General features: G+C 72.4%; 16 protein-coding genes. 13 read left to right on the forward strand and 3 right to left on the reverse strand.

What is annotated here, in order from left to right:
- Positions 1-99: 99 nt before the first annotated feature.
- From ACZ56U_RS10715 to ACZ56U_RS10725, 3 genes are all read left to right on the forward strand, one after another.
- The gene (locus tag ACZ56U_RS10715) at positions 100-726 is read left to right on the forward strand and encodes an alpha-ketoglutarate-dependent dioxygenase AlkB (RefSeq protein ID WP_469083667.1); all 627 of its coding nucleotides are present in this window, start codon (positions 100-102) and stop codon (positions 724-726) included.
- Positions 727-888: 162 nt separating this feature from the next.
- On the forward strand, positions 889-1,635 hold the full coding sequence (locus ACZ56U_RS10720) for an MBL fold metallo-hydrolase (protein WP_469083668.1): 747 nt from the start codon (positions 889-891) through the stop codon (positions 1,633-1,635).
- A gap of 77 nt (positions 1,636-1,712) precedes the next feature.
- On the forward strand, positions 1,713-2,951 hold the full coding sequence (locus ACZ56U_RS10725) for a DUF4032 domain-containing protein (RefSeq protein WP_469083669.1): 1,239 nt from the start codon (positions 1,713-1,715) through the stop codon (positions 2,949-2,951).
- Between the two features lies 1 nt (position 2,952).
- On the opposite strand, the gene ACZ56U_RS10730 is transcribed toward ACZ56U_RS10725, so the two are convergent.
- The gene (locus ACZ56U_RS10730) at positions 2,953-3,825 is read right to left on the reverse strand and encodes a universal stress protein (RefSeq protein ID WP_469083670.1); all 873 of its coding nucleotides are present in this window, start codon (positions 3,823-3,825) and stop codon (positions 2,953-2,955) included.
- 61 nt (positions 3,826-3,886) lie between these two features.
- Here ACZ56U_RS10730 and ACZ56U_RS10735 point away from each other — a divergent pair, with 61 nt between their 5' ends.
- From ACZ56U_RS10735 to ACZ56U_RS10760, 6 genes are all read left to right on the forward strand, one after another.
- Complete coding sequence (locus ACZ56U_RS10735; RefSeq protein WP_469083671.1) at positions 3,887-4,246, forward strand: VOC family protein; 360 nt, start codon at positions 3,887-3,889, stop codon at positions 4,244-4,246.
- A 93-nt stretch (positions 4,247-4,339) separates the two neighbouring features.
- Positions 4,340-6,016: an NAD(P)/FAD-dependent oxidoreductase gene (locus tag ACZ56U_RS10740; protein WP_469083672.1), complete on the forward strand. Its 1,677-nt coding sequence runs from the start codon at positions 4,340-4,342 to the stop codon at positions 6,014-6,016.
- Positions 6,013-7,470, forward strand: a complete 1,458-nt coding sequence (locus tag ACZ56U_RS10745) for an ATP-binding protein (RefSeq protein WP_469083673.1) — start codon at positions 6,013-6,015, stop codon at positions 7,468-7,470. Before ACZ56U_RS10740 ends, ACZ56U_RS10745 begins: the two co-directional genes overlap by 4 nt.
- Positions 7,467-7,820 (forward strand): UBP-type zinc finger domain-containing protein, encoded by a 354-nt coding sequence (locus tag ACZ56U_RS10750; RefSeq protein ID WP_469083674.1) that lies wholly within the window; start codon positions 7,467-7,469, stop codon positions 7,818-7,820. The genes ACZ56U_RS10745 and ACZ56U_RS10750 overlap by 4 nt, the downstream gene beginning before the upstream one ends.
- A gap of 40 nt (positions 7,821-7,860) precedes the next feature.
- Complete coding sequence (locus ACZ56U_RS10755) at positions 7,861-10,779, forward strand: helix-turn-helix transcriptional regulator (protein ID WP_469083675.1); 2,919 nt, start codon at positions 7,861-7,863, stop codon at positions 10,777-10,779.
- A 138-nt stretch (positions 10,780-10,917) separates the two neighbouring features.
- Positions 10,918-11,658, forward strand: a complete 741-nt coding sequence (locus tag ACZ56U_RS10760; RefSeq protein WP_469083676.1) for a hypothetical protein — start codon at positions 10,918-10,920, stop codon at positions 11,656-11,658.
- Positions 11,659-11,673: 15 nt separating this feature from the next.
- Here the strand turns inward: ACZ56U_RS10760 and ACZ56U_RS10765 are convergent, their stop codons facing one another.
- Entirely contained in the window at positions 11,674-13,428 is a 1,755-nt protein-coding gene (locus ACZ56U_RS10765; RefSeq protein WP_469083677.1) for a M4 family metallopeptidase, read from the reverse strand.
- Between the two features lie 311 nt (positions 13,429-13,739).
- Here ACZ56U_RS10765 and ACZ56U_RS10770 point away from each other — a divergent pair, with 311 nt between their 5' ends.
- The 4 genes from ACZ56U_RS10770 (at position 13,740) to ACZ56U_RS10785 (ending at position 18,575) form a co-directional block, all read left to right on the forward strand.
- On the forward strand, positions 13,740-14,969 hold the full coding sequence (locus ACZ56U_RS10770) for a serine hydrolase domain-containing protein (protein WP_469083678.1): 1,230 nt from the start codon (positions 13,740-13,742) through the stop codon (positions 14,967-14,969).
- A 120-nt stretch (positions 14,970-15,089) separates the two neighbouring features.
- Positions 15,090-15,767: an AIM24 family protein gene (locus ACZ56U_RS10775; protein WP_469083679.1), complete on the forward strand. Its 678-nt coding sequence runs from the start codon at positions 15,090-15,092 to the stop codon at positions 15,765-15,767.
- 112 nt (positions 15,768-15,879) lie between these two features.
- Positions 15,880-16,839, forward strand: a complete 960-nt coding sequence (locus tag ACZ56U_RS10780; RefSeq protein ID WP_469083680.1) for a threonine/serine dehydratase — start codon at positions 15,880-15,882, stop codon at positions 16,837-16,839.
- Between the two features lie 125 nt (positions 16,840-16,964).
- Entirely contained in the window at positions 16,965-18,575 is a 1,611-nt protein-coding gene (locus ACZ56U_RS10785; protein ID WP_469083873.1) for a serine/threonine protein kinase, read from the forward strand.
- Here ACZ56U_RS10785 and ACZ56U_RS10790 read toward each other — a convergent pair.
- Entirely contained in the window at positions 18,567-19,982 is a 1,416-nt protein-coding gene (locus tag ACZ56U_RS10790; protein ID WP_469083681.1) for a serine hydrolase domain-containing protein, read from the reverse strand. The genes ACZ56U_RS10785 and ACZ56U_RS10790 overlap by 9 nt on opposite strands.
- Between the last annotated feature and the right edge of the window lie 41 nt (positions 19,983-20,023).

Below are 20,023 nucleotides of genomic sequence, written 5' to 3' on the forward strand. Positions count from 1 at the left end.
CTCGGTTCGATACGCGAATGTATCCGATACGGCGGTGTATCGAAAGAGTCGGTTTTTCGAGATAGGAACACACTTTCGAATCAGGAGTACGCTGGAGTCATGCCCACGCACCTCCAGGCCTCGCTCTTCGACCAGACCGACGACCTGCGGCTCGGCCCCCTCGACGGGACCCGCCGGACCGAGCTCGGTCACGGGGCCTGGATCGACGTCCTGCCCGGCTGGCTCCATGGCTCGGACGCCCTGTTCGAACAGCTCGCGACCGAGGTCCCCTGGCGGGCCGAGCGGCGCACGATGTACGACCACGTGGTCGACGTACCGCGCCTGCTCTCCTACTACCGCGCGGACGACGCCCTGCCGCACCCGGTCCTCACCGAGGCGCGCACCGCGCTCAGCGCGCACTACGCCGAGGAGCTGGGCGAGCCGTTCGCCACCGCCGGGCTCTGCTACTACCGCGACGGCCGGGACAGTGTGGCCTGGCACGGCGACCGCATCGGCCGGGGTGCCCACGAGGACACGATGGTGGCGATCCTCTCCGTCGGCACGCCCCGCGACCTTCTGCTGCGCCCGGTCCACGGCGGCGACACCGTCCGCAGACCGCTGGGCCACGGCGACCTGATCGTGATGGGCGGCTCCTGCCAGCGGACCTGGGAGCACTCCGTACCGAAGACCACGCGCGCCGCGGGACCGCGCATCAGCATCCAGTTCCGCCCGCGCGGCGTGCACTGAGGCGGAGAGGCGGCCGTGCTCCTGGTGGTGCGCGAAAACGCACCGCGCCCCAAGCGCGCGACGCGGTCCCGTACCGGACATGACCGGACCCGGCGCCTCCGCCGCCCTGTTGGTCTGCTTTGCTGTGCCCGTCGGGCAGGCACCTCATCACACGGGACGATCATGCAGACGGACGTGCGGCAAGTCGCCGACGGCACCTACCTGGTGCACGGCAGCAACACCAACTGGGTGATCCTCACCGAGGGGGACGCCGTCACCCTGGTCGACACCGGCTACCCCGGCGACCGCGAACAGGTGCTCGCCTCCCTCGCGCAGGTGGGCAGTTCACCGGAGGCGGTCGCGGCGGTGCTCATCACGCACGCCCACAACGACCACCTGGGCTCCGCCGAGTACCTGCGCGCCACGTACGGCACACCCGTCTACCTCCACGAGGCCGAAGTCGCGCACGCCCGCCGCGAGTTCCTGCACCAGGTGACCGTCGGCGAGGTCCTGCGCAACGGCTGGAAGCCCGGCGTCCTGCCCTGGGCGCTGCACGCCATCCGATCCGGCGGCACGGCACACGTCCCGGTCACCGCTCCCGAGCCGTTCCCCTCCGAGGGCGCGCTCGACCTGCCCGGGCGGCCGGTCCCCGTGCACACCCCCGGCCACACCGACGGGCACGCCGTCTTCCACCTCCCCCGCACCGGCGTGCTGATCTCCGGCGACGCCCTGGTGAGCGGCCACCCCACCTCGCGCCTCAAGGGACCGCAGCTGCTGCCCGACATGTTCCACCACGAGCGCGCGCGTGCCGTCGCCTCGCTGGACGTGCTCGCCGCCCTGGAGGGCGATCTGTTGCTCCCGGGCCACGGCCCCGTCCACCGCGGTCCGGTCCGTGAAGCGGCACTTCAGGCCAGGGAGCGCGCCCTCTAAGGTGAGGTGACGATCACCCGCAAGAGCACTCGCGAGGGCACCCGCGAGGGCACCCGCGAGACGAGGACGAACGGCCCATGGCACTCCAGATCAGCGCGACGAACCCGGAGCACCCCGCGCTCCTGCTGGAACTGCCGTGGGACGTGCCCCTGGAGGAGTGGCCGGAGGAGATCCTGGTCCCGCTGCCGCGCGGCATATCCCGCCACGTCGTGCGCTACGCCCGCGCCGGCGACGAGGTGATCGCCGTGAAGGAGCTCGCCGAGCGGCCCGCCCTGCGCGAGTACGACATGCTGCGCGACCTGGACCGCCTCGGCATCCCCTCCGTCGACCCCCTCGCCGTGGTGACCGGCCGCGTCGACCCGGACGGCAACCCGCTGGAGTCCGTCCTGGTCACCCGGCACCTCGGCGGCTCGATGCCGTACCGCTCGATGTTCGAGACCACCATGCGCCCCGCCACCATGCACCGGCTCATGGACGCCCTGGCCGTACTGCTGGTCCGGCTGCACCTGGCCGGGTTCGCGTGGGGCGACTGCTCGCTGTCCAACACCCTGTTCCGGCGGGACGCGGGCGCCTACGCCGCCTACCTGGTCGACGCCGAGACCGGCGATCTGCATCCGCAGCTGAGCAACGGGCAGCGCGACTACGACCTCGACCTCGCCCGCGTGAACATCAGCGGCGAGCTCCTCGACCTGGAGGCCTCCGGCGCGCTCCACCCCTCCGTCGACCCGATCGAGTTCGGCATGGAGATCTGCGCCCGCTACGGGGGCCTGTGGGAGGAGCTGACCCGCACCTCCGTCTACCCGGCGGGCAAGTACCACTACATCGAGCGCCGCATCCGCCGCCTCAACGAGCTCGGCTTCGACGTGGCCGAGATGCAGATCGAGCACGCGAACAACGGTGACACGGTCACGTTCGTGCCCAAGGTCGTGGACGCCGGCCACCACCAGCGCCAACTGCTGCGCCTGACGGGCCTGGACACCGAGGAGAACCAGGCCCGGCGGCTGCTGAACGACCTGGAGAGCTGGATGGCCACCCAGGACGACTACGCCCCGGGCGACCCCCTCGGCGCCCGCCCCGAGGTCCTCGCCCACCGCTGGGTCCGCGACGTCTTCCGGCCCACCGTGCGCGCGGTGCCGCTCGAACTGCGCGGCTCGATGGACCCGGCCGAGATCTACCACGAGCTGCTCGAACACCGCTGGTACCTGTCGGAGCGGGCACAGCACGACATCGGCCTGGACACGGCGGTCACCCACTACATCGAGAACGTCCTGCCCAAGGCGCGGGAGACACTCCAGCCCACCACCCTCGAGGAGTGACTCAGGCGGGCGGTACCACCGCCACCGGGCAGTCCGCGTGGTGCAGCACGCCGTAGGCGACGGAGCCGATCCGGGCGCCCACGGCGGTGCGGCGGGCGCGCCGGCCGACGACCATCAGCTGGGCCCGCGCCGCCACCGACAGCAGCACCTGTCCCGCGCTGCCCATCTCGACGTGCTCGACCACCGGGACGTCCGGGAAACGCCGCCGCACCGGCTCCAGTGCCGCGGCGAGCGCCTTCTGCTCCCGCGGCTCCAGGCCGCCGGCCTCGTCGAGGAGCTTCAGCGAACCGGGGCTGTACGCGAACACCGGGGGCAGCGTCCAGGCCCGTACGGCACGCACGGTCGCGCCGCGCGCGGCGGCGGTCTCGAACGCGAAGCGCAGGACGGCCTCGCTGTCCTCCGGATCCCCCTGCTGACCGACGACCACCTCGCGGCCGGCGGCCTCCGCGGAGGGCTGGTCCGCCGCGCGGACGAGCACGACAGGGCGTGTGGTCTCGGCGATCACCTGCTGGCCGACGGAGCCGAGCAGGAACCCGACGACGGGACCGTGTCCGCGCGAGCCCAGCACCAGCGTCCCGGCGTCCGCCGCCGCGTCTAGGAGCGTCTCGACGCTGCCGCCCTCCAGCGCGTCCGTGGTCACGGCGAGCCCCGGGTAGCGCCCGGTGACGACGGCGGTCGCCTCGGCCAGCGCGTCCCGCACCCAGCCGGCCTGGGTGTCCCGGTCGGCCGCCTCGACGGCCTCGTACGGCTCGAACCGCCAGGCCTGCACGACCCGCAGCGCCAGGTCGCGGCGGACCGCCTCGCGGGCCGCCCAGTCCAGCGCGGCGACGCTCTCCTCGGACCCGTCGAACCCCGCGGTGATCGGGCGCGTCATAGAGCTCTCTCCCTGTGTCGTGGTCACGTCCATCGGGGCAAGTCTTCACTACGCTGCCCCCATGAGTCTGGAATGGGAGCAGACGGTCGTGGACTCGGCCGATCCCGCGGCCCTCGGGCGCTGGTGGGCCGAGGCGCTGGGCTGGGTCGTGGTCAACGCCAGTGCCGAGGAGTTCGAGATCCAGCCGGAGCGGGGCCGGCTGCCGGGCCTGATCTTCGTGCCCGTCCCGGAGGCCAAGACGGTCAAGAACCGGCTGCATCTCGACTTCCGCCCCGACGACCAGGCGGCCGAGGTGGCCCGCCTCCTGGCCCTCGGCGCCCGGCACCCGGACGGCGCGCCCGGCGACTTCCCCTGGGTGACACTCGTGGACCCCGAGGGCAACGAGTTCTGCGTCCTGAGCGAACGCGGACCGCGTACCTGAGCGCGGCGGGAGCATCGAACATACGATGGGCCGAAGCCGACGCGGTGGCCTGAGAACGGCACCGCACAGCCGAACTGCCGGGGTGGGAGACGCATGGCACAGGCCGCCGAGACAGCGCGGACCGTCATCCTGACCGTGGACGACGACCCGGGGGTCTCCCGCGCCGTCGCCCGGGACCTGCGACGGCGCTACGGCGAGTCGTACCGGATCGTGCGCGCGGAGTCCGGCGAGTCCGCGCTGGAGGCGCTGCGCGAGCTGAAGCTCCGCGGCGACCTGGTGGCGGTGATCCTGGCCGACTACCGGATGCCGCAGATGAACGGCATCGAGTTCCTGGAGCAGGCCCTCGACATCTACCCCGGGGCCCGCAGGGTGCTGCTGACGGCGTACGCGGACACCAACGCGGCGATCGACGCGATCAACGTCGTCGACCTCGACCACTACCTGCTCAAGCCCTGGGACCCGCCCGAGGAGAAGCTCTACCCCGTCCTGGACGACCTCCTGCAGGCCTGGCGGTGCAGTGACTTCCGGCCGGTGCCCAGCACCAAGGTGGTCGGCCACCGCTGGTCCGCGCGCTCCTCGGAGGTGCGCGAGTTCCTGGCCCGCAACCAGGTGCCCTACCGCTGGTACTCGGCCGACGAGCCCGAGGGCCGGCGGCTGCTCGCGGCGGCCGGGCAGGATGGGCAGCGGCTGCCGCTGGTGGTCACCCCGGACGGCACGCCGCTGGTCGCGCCCGAGGCGCCGGAACTGGCCGCGCGGGTGGGCCTGGCGACCACGCCCACGGCCGACTTCTACGACCTGGTCGTCATCGGCGGCGGCCCGGCCGGGCTCGGCTCCGCCGTGTACGGGGCCTCGGAGGGGCTGCGGACCGTGCTCGTGGAGCGGTCCGCGACCGGCGGTCAGGCCGGGCAGAGCTCCCGGATCGAGAACTACCTGGGCTTCCCCGACGGCGTGTCCGGCGGCCAGCTCACCGACCGGGCCCGGCGGCAGGCCGCGAAGTTCGGCGCCGAGATCCTCACCGCGCGCGAGGTGACAGGCCTGGAGGTCAACGGCGCCGCCCGGGTCGTACGGTTCTCCGACGGCTCCGCGGTCGCCGCGCACAGCGTGATCCTCGCGACCGGCGTGTCCTACCGGCAGCTGGACGCGCCGGGCTGCACCGACCTGACCGGATGCGGGGTGTACTACGGCTCGGCGCTGACCGAGGCGGCTTCCTGCCAGGGGCAGGACATCTACATCGTCGGGGGCGCCAACTCCGCCGGGCAGGCGGCGATGTACCTGTCCCGGGGCGCCAAGTCGGTGACCCTGCTGGTGCGCGGGCCGGACCTCGCCGCGTCGATGTCCCATTACCTGATCCAGCAGATCAACGAGTCGCCGAACATCTCGGTCCGCGCGCGGACCGTCGTCGAGGCCGCCCACGGCTCGGACCACCTGGAGCAGCTCACCCTGCGCGATGTCGACACCGGTGAGACCGAACTCGTCGACGCGCAGTGGGTGTTCGTGTTCATCGGCGCGGCCCCGCTCACCGACTGGCTGGACGGGACCGTGCTGCGCGACGAGCACGGGTTCATCCTGGCCGGCCCCGACCTCACCGCCGACGGGCGGCCGCCGGCGGACTGGGAGCTGGACCGGCCGCCGTACCACCTGGAGACCAACGTCCCCGGCGTCTTCGTGGCGGGCGACGCGCGCGCCGAGTCCGCGAAACGGGTCGCCTCCGCCGTAGGAGAGGGAGCCATGGCCGTGATGCTCGTCCACCGGTACCTGGAGCAGTCATGAGCGGGCAGCCCATGCCGTGCAGCCCCGCGGAGATCGGGTCGCTGTTCCTGTTCGAGAAGCTGGCGCCGCAGCAGCTCGGGCAACTGTGCGGCGCGGGACGGGTGGAGAAGTTCGAACCCGGTCCGGTCTACACCGAGGGCGAGCCCGCCACCTGCTTCTACGTCATGATCGAGGGCACCGTCGTGCTCTCCCGCCGGGTCGGCGGCGACGACGTGGAGCTCAACCGCACCTCGCAGCGCGGGGTCTACGCGGGTTCCATGCAGGCCTACCTCGGTGACCGGGTGCAGCAGACCTACAACGGCTCCATGCGGGTCACGGAACCCTCGCGGTTCTTCGTCCTGCCCGCGGAGACGTTCGCGGCCTTCATGCAGGAGTGGTTCCCGATGGCCGTGCACCTGCTGGAAGGGCTCTTCTTCGGTTCGAAGAACACCCAGCGGGCCATCGGACAGCGTGAACGGCTGCTGGCGCTCGGCTCGTTGTCGGCCGGGCTCACGCACGAGCTCAACAACCCCGCGGCGGCCGCCGTACGGGCCACGGCGACGCTGCGCGAGCGGGTCGGCAAGATGCGGCACAAGCTCGCCGTCATCGCGCAGGGCAACTACGCCCCCGAGGTGATGGCGAACCTCATCGACATCCAGGAACGCACCGCCGAACGGGTCGCCAAGGCGCCGACGTTGAGCCCCCTGGAGGCGTCCGACCGCGAGGACGCGCTCAGCGACTGGCTCGACGACCACGACATCCAGGACGGCTGGCGGATCGCGCCCACCTTCGTACAGGCCGGGTTGGACGTCGACTGGCTGGACCAGGTCGCGGCGGCCGTGACCGAGGAGATCCTGCCGAGCGCGATCGGCTGGCTCAACTACACCGTCGAGACCGAGCTGTTGATGGACGAGATCAACGACTCCACCAACCGCATCTCCCACCTCGTCGACGCCGCCAAGCAGTACTCGCAGCTCGACCGGGCGCCCTTCCAGCACGCCGACGTCCACGAACTCCTGGACAGCACCCTGCTGATGCTGTCGGGCAAGATCGGCCGGCGCATCCAGGTCGTCAAGGAGTACGACCGCACGCTGCCGAAGATCCCGGCGTACCCGGCGGAGCTCAACCAGGTGTGGACCAACCTGATCGACAACGCGGTCGCGGCGATCAACAGCGCGGGCGGCGACGGTACGTTGACCGTGCGGACGGCGCTCGAACACGAGCGGCTGCTGGTGGAGTTCCGGGACACCGGGCCCGGGGTGCCGAAGGAGATCCGCGACCGGATCTTCGACCCCTTCTTCACCACCAAGCCGGTGGGTGAGGGCACCGGGCTCGGTCTCGACATCTCCTGGCGGATCGTGGTGAACAAGCACCACGGCACGCTCCAGGTCGAGTCCGAGCCGGGCGACACGCGGTTCCAGGTGCTGCTTCCGCTCACCGCCGCCGAGAGTGACACGACCGAGGAGCCACAATGACCGACATCAGCGGAATCGACCCCAGCGTGCCGCCGAGCGGCGACGGGTGTGTCGAGTGCGACGCAGACGGCGGCTGGTGGTTCCACCTGCGCCGGTGTGCGCAGTGCGGGCACGTGGGGTGCTGCGACTCCTCGCCCGCGAAGCACGCCACCGAGCACTACGCCACGACGGGGCATCCGCTGGTGCAGAGCTTCGAGCCGGGCGAGGAGTGGTACTGGAACTTCGCGACGCAGGAGATGTTCGAGTCCGGGCCCGCCCTGGCGGCGCCCGACAGTCATCCCGCGGACCAGCCGGCACCCGGCCCGCGGGGGCGGGTCCCGGCCGACTGGGCGAAGACGCTGCGCGCTTAATGCCTCGGTGACCAGGGTGATCGGGTGACAGGATGGGGGTGTGCCTCCGACCTCCTTCGCCTCCCCGCTGATCGGGCGGGCCGACGAACTCGCCCGTCTCGCCGATGTCCTCGAACGCGCCCGGGGCGGTGAGGCGCGTGCCGTCCTGATCGCCGGGGACGCCGGCGTCGGCAAGACCCGGATGCTGGACGAGGCGGCCGGGCGCGCCGCCCGGGACGGGATGACCGTGCTCACCGGGCACTGTGTCGACCTCGGTGACGTGGGTCTGCCGTATCTGCCGTTCACGGAGATCCTCGGCGTGCTCGCCGCCGACGAGCGGTTCGCCCCGGTCCTCGGCGGACATCCGGTGGCGGAGCGGCTGTTGGGCGGCGGGGGCGACGGCGGGCGGTTGCAGCTGTTCGAGGGGATGGCGGCGCTGCTGGCCGATCTCACGGACGTCGCCCCGCTGTTGCTGGTCCTGGAGGATCTGCACTGGGCCGACCAGTCCTCCCGGGACCTGCTGCGGTTCCTGCTCAGCCGGGGCGTTCTGCAGCGGTCGGCGGGCGGGGCGCCCACCCATCGGCTGGCCCTGTTCGCCTCCTACCGGGCGGACGACCTGCACCGGCGCCACCCGCTGCGCCCGTTGCTGGCCGAGCTGGTGCGGCTGCCCACCGTCGAGCGGCTGGAGCTGCGCCCGCTGGCCGACGCCGAGGTGACACGGCTCGTGCAGGCGCTCCAGGAGCAGCCCCTGTCGGCCGCCACGGTCCGGCGGATCGTCGAACGGGCCGAGGGCAACGCCTTCTACGCCGAGGAGCTGGTCGCGGCCACGGACACCGAGGCCGGCGGGGTGCCCAGCGCTCTGGCGGACGTGCTGCTGATCCGGTTCGAGCAGTTGTCGGACACCGCCCAGCAGGTGCTGCGGACCGCCGCCGTGGCGGGGCGCCGGGTCGAGCACGACCTGCTGCGGGACGCCGTGGGGCTGCCCGAGGACGAGCTGGAGTCGGCGCTGCGCGAGGCCGTCGGACGCCAGCTCCTGGTCCCCGGGGACGGCGACACGTACTCCTTCCGGCACGCGCTCGCCCGCGAGGCCGTCTACGCCGATCTGCTGCCCGGTGAACGGGCCCGGCTGCACGGCACGTTCGCCCGACTGCTCACCGGGCGGGGCCGCCGGCCCGAGTCGGCGGCGGAACGGGCCCACCACTACCGCGAGAGCCATGGGCTCGCCGAGGCCCTGACCGCCTCGCTGGAGGCGGCCGACCACGCCCAGCGGATCGGGGCGCCGGCGGAAGAGCTCCGGCATCTGGAAGCGGCCCTCGATCTGTGGTCGGCGGTCGAGCCGGCCGCACGTCCCTCCGCGGACCGGGTCACGCTCACGCTGCGGGCCTCCGCCGCGGCCGCGCACGCCGGTGAGGCGCACCGCGCGGTCTCCCTCACCCGTTCCGCGCTGGCCGGCATCGACCAGGACGCCGACTCCGAACTCGCCGCACGGGTCCGCTACACCCTCGCCGGGAACCTGATCGACGTCGACAACCTGACCGCGGCGTTCGAGTACAGCAGTGAGGCGCTCGCCCTCATCCCGGCCGATCCGCCGTCACGGACCTGGGTGTGGGCGGCGGCCACCCATGTCAGCGCCGCCCGTCACGTCGGCGAGAACGAGATCGCGCTCCGGGTCGCCCGCGAGGCCCTGCGCGTCGCCGAGCGACTCGACGCGAAGGACGCCCGGGCAGACCTGATCATCTCCCTCGCCGCCCTCGAGAGCGGCGGCCGCCGCACCGCGGAGGGCCGGGAACGGATCACCGAGGCCAGGGAGTTGGCCCGCGGCGCGGGCAACGCGCCCGTGGAGATGCGCGCGCTGTTCAACCTCGCCATCGGCTGCTACGAGTCCGGCGATCTGGAGGAGTCCCTCCCCTGGCTCGCCGAGGGCCTGGACCGGGCGCGCCGTGCCGGGCTGTTGTCGTCGGCCTACCCCCAGGCGATGCGCCACCTCCAGCTCGTGGTGCTCTACACCCTGGGCCGCTGGGACGAGTGCCTGCGTGCGGCGTCCGGCGACACCGAGGTGCCCACGCTCAGCGGGTACGCGGCCGGGCCCGCGCTCTACGTCGCCCTCGCGCGCGGTGATCTCACGGCCGCCGACCGGGCCCGTGCCCTGCTCAAGGGGCCTTTCGACTGGATGGGCACGCTCGTCGCGGGCATCTCGCTGACCGAGGCGGCGGCGCTGCGCGGTGACGCCGAGGCCGCGGTGGAACAACTGCGTTCGACGGTCAAGGCCCTCACCGACGACGCGGGTACGCGTCCCGACGTCACGGTCCGGCTCGCCGCCCGCGCACTGTCCGCGGTCGCCGACACGGCCTGCGGGCTGCGCCTGACCGGCGACGAGGCCGGCGCGGGGCGGTGGGCGGCCATCGCCGACGAGCTGGTGGAGTCGGCCCGGCACACGGCGATCGGCGGGGAGGACGGCACGCCGCAGGGGCCGGAGGGACAGGCCTGGCTGGCGCGCGCCGAGGCGGAGTGGGTGCGGGCGGTGTCCGGGCCGGACGTGGCGGCCTGGGAGAAGGCGGTCGCCGCGTTCGGCTTCGGCGACGCCTACGAGTTCGCCCGCTGCCGGCTCCGGCTCGCCGAGGCCCTGGTGGCGGCCGACCGGCGTGCGGAGGCGGCGGCCGAGGCGACCGCCGCCCGGGAGACGGCCGTACGGCTCGGAGCGACGCTCCTGCTGGAGCAGACGGACCAGCTGGTCCGCCGGGCCCGTCTCGCGGCCACCCAGGCGACCGCGACCGGCTCCTCCCCGCTGACCGCCCGCGAGCAGGAGGTGCTGCGGCTCCTCGCCCTCGGGCGCAGCAACCGGCAGATCGGCGAGGAGTTGTTCATCAGCGGCAAGACGGCGAGCGTGCACGTCTCCAACATCCTCGCCAAGCTGGGGGCGGCGAGCCGGACCGAGGCGGTGGCCGTCGCCTACCGCGAGGGCCTGATCGCCCCGGAGTGATCAGCGGTCCACGCAATCGGGACCGCGCGGGTCGACGGCGTCGGCCATGGCTGCGTCCCCTTGTCGTCGGGGTGGAGGCGATCGGAGCAGGATCCGTCCGTGACCGGGATGTCAGTGCCGGGCGGCACAATCGCTGCCATGACGACGATCAACTGGGCCGGGCTGACGCACGCCTACGGCAGCGCGGAGAACATCCCGGGACTCTTCGCGCAGCTCGGCGGCCCCGACGACGGCAAGGTGTGGGACGAGCTGTGGTCCGCGCTGTGCCATCAGGGGTCGGTGTACGAGGCGAGCTGGGCGGCGATGCCGGTCCTCGCGGACATCGCGCTGGGCCGGGCGCCCGGCGAGCCGCTCCAGGCGGTGCTGATGGCCGGGCTGATCACGACGGACGCGGACACCGTCCGCCGCGAGCTCTGTGCCCGCGAGATCGAGGAACTGCTCGGCGTGGCACGCGGTCTGTTCGCCGCGAACCATCTGCAGACGGGTGACTTCGTGTACCTCCAGATGGCCGTCCTGGCTCTGGAGGGCGCCGGCGTATGGGCTTCGGCGCTGGAGGGAGTCCTCAACGAGGAGTACGAGCTGGAGTGCCCTGCGTGCGAGGACGGCCTCTTCGTCGCCTTCGGTTCCCACGGCCACTTCACCGTGTCGGGCGACTACGTGACCGGCCCGGGCGCGGAGGACGAGGAGGGCCGGGCGCGGCTCGTGCCCACGACTCCGGAGCGGTTCGAGGGGATCGGCGCCCGGCTGCACCGGGAGGCCGTGGCGGCGGGCCGGGACGAGGTGGCGCGAGCGCTCACGTATGTCTTCGGCAGGGCCCACTGCCCCTCCTGCGACGCCGAGTTCGGTGTGTCCGACGAGGTGGAGAGACAGTGGGCGTGACAGTGCCGTGTGTCGTCAGTGCCTGGTCGCGGGCGTGTTGGCCGCGGTGACGTTGACGGCGGCCCAGGAGCGGTTGACCGCCTTGTACTCGGCGCTGGTCGCGCCGTAGAGGTCCTTCGCCGCCTTCAGGGTCGCCACCCGGGCGTCGTGGAAGTCGGTGGAGGAGACCATGTAGCGGGTCAGGGCGCGGTAGTAGATCGCCGTGGCCTTGGTGCGTCCGATGCCCTTCGCGGGCAGGCCGTCGATGGTCGGCGAGTCGTAGGTGACGTTGCCGATCTTCTTGCGGCCGCTGCCCTCGGCGAGCAGGTAGTACGCGTGCGAGGACACGCCGGAGCCGGCGTGCACCTCGGCGTCGTAGACCGCCGGCGACCAGTAGTCGATGGCGCCTTCGAGCACGTCGAGGGAGGGCTTGTCGAGGCGGCGCAGGAACTTCTGGTCCAGGCCGAGCTTCTCGCCGAGCAGGTAGTTCGGCGGGTTCTTCGGGTTGTTGGCGCTGAACTCGACGTTAGAGCCGAAGATGTCCGCCAGCGACTCGTTGAGGGAGCCGGCCTCGCCGTACTGGTTGCCGTCCACGTCCACGCGGGTGGGCTCCAGGCGGGCGGTCGCGTCCACGACGCCGTGGGTCAGCTCGTGGCCGGTGACGTCGAGGACGACGAGCGGCTTCTTGAACATGTCGCCGTCGCCGTCGCCGTACAGCATGCAGCCGCAGGCCGGGTCCCAGAAGGCGTTGGCCACCTTGTTGCCGAAGTGGACCATCGCCTTGGCGCCCTTGGAGTTGTTGGCGATGCCCTTGCGCCCGAAGGTCTTCTTGTAGAAGTCCAGGGTCTTGGTGATGCCGTACTGGGCGTCGACGGCGGCGCTGGCGCGGTTGGAGGTCGTGCCGTTGCCCCACTTGTTGGTGGTGCTGGTGAACTTCTTGCCGCGGGCGAAGTCCTCCAGCTCCCGGCCCTTGGCGTCCCGGGTCTCGGTGCCCCAGCGCTTGGGGTCCTTCAGGAGGTAGGCGCGGCTGCCCGTCTTGGTGGTCGTGAGCGTGACCTTGCCAGCGAAGAGGGAGTTGCCGGTGCCCGAGGCGGTCGCCGCGAGGGCGTCGGCGTTCGGGGCGGTGCCGGTGGCCGGGTCCAGCTTCTCGCCGCGTGCGCGCAGGGTGTCGATGAGGTGCGGCGAGAGGAACTCGTCGCTGTCCGGCGTGTTGCTGCGCACCGTGCCGGTGAGGGCGTCGACGACGACCGTGCGGGAGCCGGCCTCGGCGGTGGCGCTGTCGGTGACGCGCACCTGGTAGGCGAGGGCCGAGGCACCGTCGCGGGCGTCGACGACGAGCTCCGCCGGACCCGCGTCGCCCTTGGCCGCGGCGGCGGCGCGCGCTTCGGCCTGCTGTGCCGTCAGCTTGGCCTTCGAGGCCTGGGGCCGGACGGCGTGGTCGGCCGCGCGGGTGACTCCGGTGTAGGCCAGCTGCCGGGTGAGGTGGACGACGAGGTCGCCGCCGAGGACCGGCATGCCGCGGTGGGCCCGGAGGAACCGGACATGCCGGGCGCCTTCGGGGTCGATCAGGACGTCCTGGGCCTGGAGTTCGTCGCCCGGGACGACGCCGGTCGCCTCCGCGTGGGCGAACGCGGCGGTGCGGGCGGCGTCCACGACGGACGCGGCGGTGACGGCCGGGGCCTTGCCCGGCGTCCCGGTGGACGGGTCGGCGACTGCCGTGCCCGCGAGCCCCGTGGCGGCCGTCGTCACGGCGACGGCGACGGCCAGGTTGCGTATATGGGGTCTACGCACTGTTGAGGGTTCCTTCGCGCGAGGGCGGCCGGGATCACCAACCGCCCTGGTGCATGGCGCGGTTGGCGCCATGGGGGCTGGTCGGGCCCCGGGACCACACCCTTACGGATGAGTCATGTTCATGTAAAGCCGGAATCGTCGCTTTTTCAGCACTTCATGGCGATACTTTGCGAATCCGCAGCGCTCAGTGAGCGATGGGTCACCAACTGTGCGTCGACTGTGGAGATGTGACGGAGTGCGAGGAGGTTGCCCGGCGTATGTGTGATCGATCTCGCATCCAGAAGAACGAGAAGAAACGGGAGAACAGTCGGATGACATCAGCAACGCTGCGCAGGGCCACGGTCTCGGGGGCGGTCCTGCTGTCCCTGCTCGCGGTCCCGGCCCACGCCACGACCGCCGGCCCGGACACGGCCCCGACCGGCGCGGCGGCTGCCCTGGCCGAGCCCGACCTCGTGGGGCTGCGCGGCGTGCTGCGCACCGCCGTGCGACAGGGCGCGCCCGGCGCGATGGCCCGCGTCGACGACCGCGGGACCGTGCACCGCCTGGTCACCGGCGTCGCCGACCGCGGGACCCGACGGGCCATCAGCACCCGTGACCGGTTCCGCATCGGCAGCGTCACCAAGACCTTCTCCGCCGTGGTGCTGCTCCAGTTGGTCGACGAGAAGAAGCTGAAGCTCGACGCGCCGGTCAACCGCTATCTGCCCGGCCTGCTGCCCGACGACCGCATCACCGTGCGCCACGTCCTGAGCCACCGCAGCGGGCTGTACGACTACTCCAACGACATGTTCGCCAGGTCGGTCCAGGGCTTCGAGGCCGTCCGCACCAAGGTCTTCACCTACCGCCAGCTGGTGGACCGCTCACTGCGCCACGCCCGCACCAACCGGCCCGGCGCCGCCTACGTGTACTCCAACACCAACTTCGTGGTCGCCGGCATGCTCATCGAGAAGCTCACGGGCCACTCGGTGGGGACGGCGTACCAGAGCCGCATCATCGAGCCGCTCGGCCTGCGCAACACGCTCTACGTCCATCCCGCCACGAAGATCCCCGGCCGCCACGCCCGCGGCTACCTGACCCCCGACACCGCGGGGGCGCCCCTGATCGACGCCACCCGGCAGACGACGTCCTGGGCGCAGAGCGCGGGCGCACTGCTGTCCACCACCGGTGACCTCAACACCTTCCTGTCGGCACTGCTGGGCGGAGAGCTGACCTCGGCCGCGAGCCTGGGGCAGATGCAGCGCTGGTGGAAGGTCAACAGCACCACGGCGTACGGCCTCGGCCTGCGCCGCCGGACCCTGTCGTGCGGGGTGTCGGTGTACGGGCACACCGGCGCCGTCCAGGGCTACTACACCTACGCGTTCACCTCGAAGGACGGCAGGCGCAGCCTCAGCGCGCTCGCCAACGCCTCCAACAACGGGGCGGTGCTCAACACCCTGGCGGGCACGCTGGAGTCGGCGTTCTGCGGCAAGCGCGGCACGGCGGTCCGCGGTTCCGCACGGGTCGAGCGCTACGAGGACCTCGCTCCCGGGGTCGCGCTGGACTGACCTGATCGGCTTCGGGGGCGGCGGTTCGGCGGGCACCGACTGGACCCAGCTCTTCGGCGCCTGACCGACACACCGCCGGGCCCCATGGCGGAACACGCGCCTCCGGGACACCATGCCCGCATGAAGGGTGACCTCTTTTCCAGTGAGCACATGGTCCAGCCGGCCGCGGCGCCGGGTATGTCGGTCGAGAACGCGAAGTGCGTCAAGTACACGGTGAACGGGGAGATGTTCGCCCGGCAGGGCTCGATGATCGCCTATCGCGGCAACCTCCAGTTCGAACGCAAGGGCCAGGGCGTGGGCGGCATGCTCAAGCGCGCGGTCACCGGTGAGGGCCTGCCGCTGATGAGCGTGCGCGGCCAGGGCGAGGCCTGGTTCGCGCAGGAGGCGCAGAACTGTTTCGTGGTGGAGGTGGACCCGGGCGACGAGTTCACGGTCAACGGCCGCAACGTGCTGTGTTTCGACGCCACGTTGTCGTACCGGATCGCGACGGTGAAGGGCGCGGGCATCTCCGGCGGCGGCCTGTTCAACAGCGTCTTCACCGGCAGCGGGATGCTGGGGCTGGTCTGCGAGGGCAACCCGCTGGTGATCCCCGTCTCGCGGCAGTACCCGGTGTACGTCGACACGGACGCGGTCGTCGGCTGGACCGCGGGCCTGCACACCTCACTGCACCGTTCGCAGTCCATCGGGTCGATGCTGCGCGGCGGTTCGGGCGAGGCGGTGCAGCTGATGCTCCAGGGCGAGGGGTACGTCGTCGTACGACCCAGCGAGACCACTCCGCAGAAACCGCAGCAGCACTGACCCCCGCCGGGCCGTCGTCCGGGCGGCCGCCGAATCCGTGTTGACCGGCGACCGCCCGACGCGCGAGGGTGCGAAGCGGTACGGACCGTCCGTGCCGGGAGGGTGGACTGCCTTGATCGGGATCTCCGACATCGAAGCCGCGGCCGAGCGGATCGCCGCACATGTGATCCGTACCCCGACCGTTCCGAGTCCTGGTCTGTCCGCCCTGCTCGGGGCGCCGGTCACCGCCAAGCTGGAGCTCCTTCAGCGCACCGGCTCGTTCAAGGCGCGCGGCGCGACGGCGAAGCTGCTCTCGCTGACCGAGGCCGAGCGGGCCGCCGGTGTCGTCGCGGTGAGCGGCGGCAACCACGGCATCGCCCTCGCGGTGATGGCCGCCGCGCTCGACGTGAAGGCCACGGTGGTCATGCCGCGTTCGGCGCCGGCCCACGCCCTGCGGATCGCTGAGGACGCCGGGGCGTCCGTGCGGGTGACCGACGACATGGACGGCGCGTTCTCGCTGGTGACCCGGTTGCGGGACGAGGGGCTGACGCTGGTCCACCCCTTCGACGACCCGCTGGTGATCGCCGGACAGGGGACCGTGGGCCTGGAGTTCGCCGAGGACGCCGGTGACCTCACCGACGTCGTCGTCAGCGTCGGGGGCGGTGGCCTGATCGCCGGTGTCGCGGCGGCACTGCGCGCCCGGCGTCCCGGAGTGCGGATCTGGGGCGTGGAGACCGAGGGCGCCGAGGCCATGTCCGAGGCGCTCGCCGCGGGTCGCCCGGTGCCGGTCACGCTGTCCTCGATCGTGTCCACGCTGAGCGCCCCGTCCGTGTCCCGGCTGACGTACGACCATGTGGCCGCCCTGGTCGACGAGGTGCTCGTGGTGAGCGACCGGGAGGCGGTGCGGGGTTCGCTGCAACTCGCCGACCACGCCAAGGTGTGGGCCGAGCCCGCCGCGGGCTGCCTGCTGCCCGCCGCCCGGCGGGTGCTGGAACGGGTGGGGAGCGGTGCCCGCCTGGGGCTGGTGGTGTGCGGGGGCAACGCGACGACCGGGGATGTCGCCGCCTGGGCAAAACGTTTCGAACTGCTCTGACCGTGCGACACCCCTTGTCCATGACAGCCCGTCAGGAAAAGGACTCCGCTTTCCGCTGAACGCACCCCGTCACGTCTCCCGTACCACTGGGAAAGGTGAGAGCCAGGGTTCGGCGAGGGATGGCCATGGTCAAGGCGCACGTCTCCACACACGAGTTGGTGGCCGGGAGGTACCGGCTGCTGGAGGTCCTGCATCGCGAGACGAACCGCGTCTGCTGGTACGGGGAGGACGTCGAGGTCGGGCGCCCGTGTCTGCTCACCCAGATCGGGCTGCCCCCGGACCCGGACGGGGAGAGCTCACGGCGCGCGATCGCCCGGGTCGTCCGGATGTCGCAGACCATGGGACGGCTCTGCCCCGGCCGCGTCGCCACGGTCGTGGACGCCGTCGAGGAGTACGGCACCCTGTGGGCCGTCACCGACTGGATCGAGGGCGTCTCGCTGGGTGAGGTCCTGGAGAGGGAGGGCGCGTTCGACCACGTGCGGGCCGCCCGGATCGGCCTGGAACTCCTCGACGTGCTGGAGGCCGGGCACGGCGAGGGCATCACGCACGGCGAGCTCAGTCCCGGCCAGGTGTTCGTGCGGGACAAGGGTCCTGTCGTCGTCACCGGCTTCGGTCTGACCGGCGCGACCCTCGCGCCCCGGATCAGCGCCCCGTCGTACGCCTCCCCCGAACAGGCCCGCGACGAGCGCATCGGACCGGCGGCGGACCTGTGGGCGCTGGGCGCGATGCTGTACACGATGGTCGAGGGCCGCCCGCCGTTCCGGGACCGGGACAGCCCGGAGACCACCCTGAAGGGCGTGGACCGGCTGCCGCTGCGCAGCCCCGTACGGGCCGGGCCGCTCACCCCGACCGTGCTGGGACTGCTGCGGAAGAACTCACGGGAGCGGCTGACCCGCCAGGTGGTCCGTGAGGCGCTCACCCGTGTCGTCGCCGAGGACCCCGGCGCGCCCCTCGCCTCGGAGCCCCGGCCCCGGCTGCGCGGCCTGTCCGTCGGCGGGCCGGGCCGGCGCAAGCGCGTCCTGGTCGCGGGCACGGCGCTGGCCGCCGTCACGGCGGCGGTCGTGGTCGTCGTCGTGGCCCGCGAAGTGCCGGGCGGTTCGGACGACTCGGCGACCGACACGAGCACCCCCAGACCGACCGCCACGGCCTCGGCCCCCGCCGCACCGCCCAGCCAGGCCCCCACGCCCGCTCCGACACCCACCCCCACCCCTACGCCGACGCCGACCCCGACCCCGACCGCCGAGCCGACGAGCGCCTCCCCGACGCGCGAGCAGCCGCGGTTCCAGCACTACACCTCACCGCAGGGCTTCTCCGTGGGCCTCCCCGAGGGCTGGGAGGCGCTGAGCACCACCGAACAGGACGATCTGGCGTACCGGGTCGTCCTGGGCGCGAAGGGCGACCCGCGCACGCTCGCGGTCACCTACAGCACACGGGTGGGCGACGACCCGGTCGCCGTGTGGCGGGACGACGTCGAACCGGCGCTGAAGAGGGCGGGCGGGTACGAGCGGATCGGGGAGATCCGCGCGACGACGTACCAGGGCCGCGAGGCGGCCGACCTGGAGTGGCTCGCGACCGTCGACGGCACCCGCCTGCACACCCTGGGCCGTGGTTTCCTCATCGGCTCGGGCAGGGGTTTCTCGCTGCGCTGGACGACCCCGGCCGGTGACTGGGAGGACCCAGCCAACCAGCGGGCCCTGGAGACGGTCCTGCGCACCTTCCGGATCCCGTCAGACTGAGTCGCGCGGTGCCCGCATCGCCGCGACACGGGAGCTGTGCAGCGGTTGCGTGCGCCATCGCGCGGTGAACGTCCGGTCGGTGAGCGAGCAGGTCAGATCGACGTGGTGCGGTGTCTCCAGCAGTGCCACGTCCAGCACCAGGGTGTCCTCGTCGGTCCAGCCCCCGCTCACGGCGGCGGGCACCGGTCCCTCGGTCACGGTCCAGCCCGGTGCGCCGAACCCCAGCTGAAGCCGCTGTCCGTCCTCGACGAGCGTGATCCGGCGGCCGTCCGCGCCGATCTCCACCCCGGTGAGCTTGGGCAGTCCCTCGCAACGGCCCCCGTACGGGGTGAAGGCGAGGTCCTGCTCCAGCGGTGCGGGCTTGCCGCCGGCCGGCGGCAGCGCGAGCCGGTCCAGGCGCTCGGCCAGTGCGGCGTCCTCCCGCGCGCGGCCCGGCAGCGGGTCGGCGCCGAAGGCCGGCAGCAGGTGGTCCCAGACCAGGTCGAGCACCTTCTGCATCTCGTGCGTGGCCCCCGTGATGGCGACCACCGCGTCCTGCTCGGGCAGGACCAGGCAGTACTGCCCGTACGCCCCGTCCCCGCGGTAGCCGTGCCGGGCCATCCAGAACTGGAAGCCGTACCCCCGTGCCCAGTCGCCGCTCCAGGTGCCGTCCTCGGCGACGATGTGCGAGCGCGTCGCCTCGGCCACCCACGCCTCGGACAGCAGGCGTTCGCCCTCCCACTCGCCGCGCTGGAGATACAGCTGCCCGAGCCGGGCGATCGCGTCGGTGGTGGCGTGCAGTCCGCTGAAGCCCAGCTCGCGTCCGGCCCGGTCGCGCAGCCAGGCCACGTCCCCGATACCGAGGGGATCGAGCAGGCGCGGCCGCAGGTAGTCGGTGAGCGACTGGCCGGTGACCCGCTGCACGATCGCGGCGAGGGTGTAGGTGGCGGGCTGGTTGTAGGCGAAGACCGTGCCCGGGTCACGCTCCGGCGGCAGCAGCAGGAAGCCGCGCACCGGCTCCTCGCGGTCGGCCGCCACCGCCCGGTCGTACGTCTCGGCCACATGGCCGCTGGCCATGGACGCCACGTGCCGCACCAGCATGGCACGGCTGCGCGGGTCGGTGATGTCGGCCTCGAACTCCGGGAAGTAGGAGATCACCGTGTCGTCGAGGCGGAGCAGTCCCTCGGCGGCGGCGATGCCGGCGGCGGTCGCCGTGAAGCTCTTGCTGAGCGAGTACAGCAGGTGGAGGCGGTCGGCGGTGTACGGCGCCCACCACCCCGACGCCACGACCTTGCCGTGGCGCAGCACCATCAGACTGTGCGGCTCGAGGTCGGGGGCGGTCTCCAGGCCGTCGAGGAGGGCATGGACACCGGCCGGGTCGACGCCTTGGGCGGACGGGGTGCTCGTGGGCAGGGGGCGAACACTCATGCGAGCATCCTCTCCCGGCGATCACGCCATGATCCAGACGC

The organism is Streptomyces sp. NPDC034103 (assembly GCF_055575395.1).